This is a genomic window from Saccharomonospora iraqiensis subsp. iraqiensis (genome assembly GCF_000430445.1).
GTDB lineage: Bacteria > Actinomycetota > Actinomycetes > Mycobacteriales > Pseudonocardiaceae > Saccharomonospora > Saccharomonospora iraqiensis.
Window position 1 is genome coordinate 3869 of sequence record NZ_KE387074.1, and the last position, 3875, is coordinate 7743.

Sequence of the window (3875 nt, forward strand, 5' to 3'; positions counted from 1 at the left end):
TGCGGCCCCGGTCGTCCACCGGGACCACCCGTGCCGACGGCCACCGCGCGCGGAGCCGCTCCGGGTCGCCGCGCAGGGTCTCCTGCCGGTCGGCGGTCGAGCGGGACAGCGCCGGATCCGCACCCAGCCGGAAGGGTGTCGCCGCGCTCATTCCCGGTCCACCGTCACTCCACCGAGCGCTTCCAGGCGGGGGGCGAGCACGTCGGCGTCGCCCACCACCACGCCGGTGAACCGGCTCGGGGCGAAGAACGTGAGCGCGGCCTCGGCGACCTCCTCCGTGGTCACCCGTGCCACCCGGGCCGGGTGTTCGAGCAGCCACTCGACGCCCAGCCCCACGACCGCGAGGGAGGAGAGCTGGTTGGCCAGCCCCGCCTGCGACGACGACCCGATCAGCAGCGACCCGATGGCGTACTGGCGCACGGATTCGACGTCGTCGTCCGTCGGCGGCACCAGGCCGAGCCTGCCGAGTTCGTACCGGGTCTCCAGCAGCGCCGCCGCGGTGACGTCGCTGGCGGTGTCGGCCTCCACCTGCACCGTCGCCCCTGTGCCGGTGAACTCGAAGCCGGAGTGCGCCCCGTAGGTGTAGCCCTTGTCCTCGCGGAGGTTCTCCACCAGCCGGGACGAGAAGTATCCGCCGAGCGTGAGGTTCGCCAGTTGCAGCGCGGGGTAGCGCGGGTCGGTCCGGGGGACGGCCTGCGCGGAGAGCCGGATCTGCGACTGCACGGCACCGGGCCGGGGCACCAGCAGCACGTCACCCGCCTGAAGGTGCGGCAGCGCGGGCAGCTCGGCCGCATTGCGGTCGCTGCTCCAGCCCCGCAGGGCCTGCTCGACGTCCGCCACGACGGTGTCCGGATCGAAATCGCCGACCAGAACCAGCGTCGAACCACCCGGCAGCACCGAGGCGGCGTGCAGGGCGCGCACCGCCTCCGGGGTCACGGCCGCCACGTCCTCGGCGTGCGGGATCTCCCGGGTGTACGGGTGGTCGCCGTACCGGTGCCGCTGCAGCGCCTCCCGCGCGATCACCCGGGGTTGTGTGCGTGCGACGGCCAGCCGCTCGGCGATGCGGTCCGCCTCCCGGGCGACCTCGGCGTCCGGGTGGGACGCCTCGGTGAGCACGTCGGCGAGCACGTCCAGCAGCGTGGGCAGGCCGGAGGCCAGGGCACTGCCGGAGAGTCCGAGGTGCTCCGGGTCGACCATCGCGCCGAGCTCACCGCCGATCAGCGCCAGGTCGGTGTCGATGGCCACCCGGTCGCGGCGCCGGGTCCCGGTCAGCAGGGTCTCCGCGAGCACCTCCGCCGTGGCGGGGTGCAGCGGGTCGTCCCCGGCGAACGGGATGGTCAGCCGCATCTCCACCATCGGCACGGTCTGCTTGCGCACCGCCAGGACGCGCAGCCCGTTCGGCAGCACCGTGTCGGTGTGCGCGAGGTCGGCCGCGGCGCGCTGTTCGCCGAGGCCGGGGACCTCGCGGGGACCGGTGGCGGTGCGGCCGATCGCGTCCGCGTCGCGGTGTCGGGAACCGGTCGTGTCGGTCGCGCTCACTGGGTACCTCCCTGGTCGGGCTCCACCACGAGCACCGCGCGCGAGTCGGGGCGCAGCGCCTTCGCGGCCTCGGACACCTGCGTCGCCGTCACGGCCGCGATCCGTTCGGGCAGCTCGTACACCAGCGCGGCGTCGCCGTGCAGCAGCTCCGTCGAGCCCAGCGCGAGGGTGCGGGAGATCAGCCGGTCGTGGTCGGAATGCAGGTTCGCGCTCCACCGCGCGGTCACCTTCGCCAGCTCCGCCTCCCCCGGCGGGGTCGCGGCGAGCTCACCGAGCTCCGCGTCCAGGGCGCCGAGCACGGTCTCCGGGGCCACGTCCGGTGCGTGGACGGCCGTCACCGAGAACGTGTCCGGGTCCCGTGCCTCGAACGGACCGAACAGCCCCGCGCCCGCGTTGATGTCGGTGACCAGCGGCTCCCGGTGCACCATGCGCTGCTGCAACCGGGAGGAGTCCCCGTCGGTGAGCACCCCGGCGAGCACCAGGTTGGCCAGGTAGCCGTCCAGCTCGTTGACCGGGTCGGGCATCCGGTAGCCGACGGCCAGTGCGGGCAGCGGCGCGTGCGGGTCGGTGTGCGTGGCGCGCAGCTCCGAGTCCGGCGCCGGTTCCGCGAACGAGGGACGGTGCGGCCGCGGCCGTGCGGGTACGTCCCCGAAGTGCTTGTCCACCAGCTCCCGGGTGCGGTCGACGTCGAGGTCGCCCGCCACGGTCAGCACCGCGTTGGCCGGGGCGTAGTAGGTGTCGAAGAAGGCCGCGCAGTCGTCCAGGGTGGCCTGTTCGAGGTCGGTGAAGTCGCCGTAACCGTTGTGCGCGTTCGGGAACGTCGAGTACAGCACCGGAGGCAGCAGGATCCACGGGAACCCGCCGTAGGGCCGGTTCAGCACGTTGAGCCGGATCTCCTCCTTGACCACGTCGATCTGGTTGGCGAGGTTCTCCCGCGTCAGCTTCGGCGCGCGCATCCGGTCGGCCTCGAGGAACAGCGCGCGCTCCAGCGCCGCCGACGGCAGCACCTCGAAGTAGTCCGTGTAGTCCGGATGGGTGGATCCGTTGAACGTGCCGCCGCTGCTCTGCACGTACCGGAAGTGCGCGAGTTTCTCGAGACTCTCGCTGCCCTGGAACATCAGGTGCTCGAACAGGTGCGCGAACCCCGTGCGTCCCTCCGGTTCGGAGCGGAAGCCCACGTCGTAGTGCACGCTGACACCGACGACCGGCGCCGTCGGATCCGGCGCGAGCACGACCCGCAGGCCGTTGTCGAGGGTGAATCGGTGTAACTCGGAGACGGCCATGGCCACACCCTACGGGTACTCTCACAGGCAGGGGTATGAGACCACTCAGCGAGCAGACCATCCTCGTCACCGGCGCCACCGACGGCCTCGGCAGGCACCTGGTACGCGAACTCGCGGCCCGGGGCGCCCGGGTGATCGCGCACGGCCGCAGTGCGGACAAGCTGCGCGACCTGCGGGACGAGACCCGCGCGAACTGCGGGGCCGAGGTGGAGGCCGTGCGGGCCGACCTGTCCGACCTGCACCAGGTCGAGCGCCTGGCCCGGGAGATCCGGCAGCGGTACGAGCGGATCGACGTGCTGGTGAACAACGCCGGGATCGGCACCGGATCCGATCCGACGGTCCGGCGGGAGAGTGTGGACGGCATCGAACTCCGCCTGGCGGTGAACTACGTGGCCGGTTACCACCTCACCCGCAGGCTCCTGCCGCTGCTGCGCGCCCCCGCCCGCATCGTCAACGTCGCCTCGGCGGGGCAGCAGGAACTGTCGTTCAGCGACCTCCAGTGCCGTCGGCAGTACAGCGGGGCCTCGGCCTACATGCGCAGCAAACTCGCCCAGGTGATGTTCACCTTCGACCTCGCGGAGGAACTGCACGGCAGCGGCATCACGGTCAACGCCCTGCACCCGGCGACGTTCATGGACACCTCGATGGTGCGCCAGTCCGGACGGACCCCGGCCAGCACCGTCGCCGACGGGGCGGCCGCGACGCTGCGGCTGATCTGCGGCGAGGACGTCGAGGGGGTGACGGGCCGGTTCTTCAACGGGACCGAGGAGTCCGAGCCGCACCCGCAGGCGTACAAGCGCAACGCCCGGGCCCGGCTGCGCGAACTCACCGACGAACTGATCGCCGACGCGCTCAGCCGGGAGGCGTGAACGGCCCGGACCGTTGATCGTCCGCGGTGTCCCGGTGACCGGGGTCCCCCTGCCCGGCGTCGTCGGCGGCGCCCCCGTGGGACACACCGCCGTGGGAGACACCGCCGTGGGACGCGCCGCCGTCGGGAGCGGGACCACCCGGCGGGACGGCGGACGGATCCCGCGCGGAGACGCCCCGGGCACG

Annotated in this window: 3 protein-coding genes and 1 pseudogene; 1 reads left to right on the plus strand and 3 read right to left on the minus strand. The window is 72.9% G+C overall.

Features of this window, described 5'->3' with window-relative positions; all coding sequences use genetic code 11:
• From ACTIR_RS26435 to ACTIR_RS0108470, 3 genes and pseudogenes are all read right to left on the minus strand, one after another.
• Positions 1-151: pseudogene (locus tag ACTIR_RS26435) on the minus strand (NAD(+) diphosphatase); the annotation flags it as partial.
• Positions 148-1539: a M16 family metallopeptidase gene (locus ACTIR_RS0108465; RefSeq protein ID WP_026453941.1), complete on the minus strand. Its 1392-nt coding sequence runs from the start codon at positions 1537-1539 to the stop codon at positions 148-150. The pseudogene ACTIR_RS26435 and the gene ACTIR_RS0108465, both read right to left, overlap by 4 nt.
• Entirely contained in the window at positions 1536-2822 is a 1287-nt protein-coding gene (locus tag ACTIR_RS0108470; protein ID WP_026453942.1) for a M16 family metallopeptidase, read from the minus strand. The genes ACTIR_RS0108465 and ACTIR_RS0108470 overlap by 4 nt, the downstream gene beginning before the upstream one ends.
• A gap of 35 nt (positions 2823-2857) precedes the next feature.
• Here ACTIR_RS0108470 and ACTIR_RS0108475 point away from each other — a divergent pair, with 35 nt between their 5' ends.
• The gene (locus tag ACTIR_RS0108475; RefSeq protein WP_026453943.1) at positions 2858-3691 is read left to right on the plus strand and encodes an SDR family NAD(P)-dependent oxidoreductase; all 834 of its coding nucleotides are present in this window, start codon (positions 2858-2860) and stop codon (positions 3689-3691) included.
• The last annotated feature ends 184 nt before the right edge of the window (positions 3692-3875 follow it).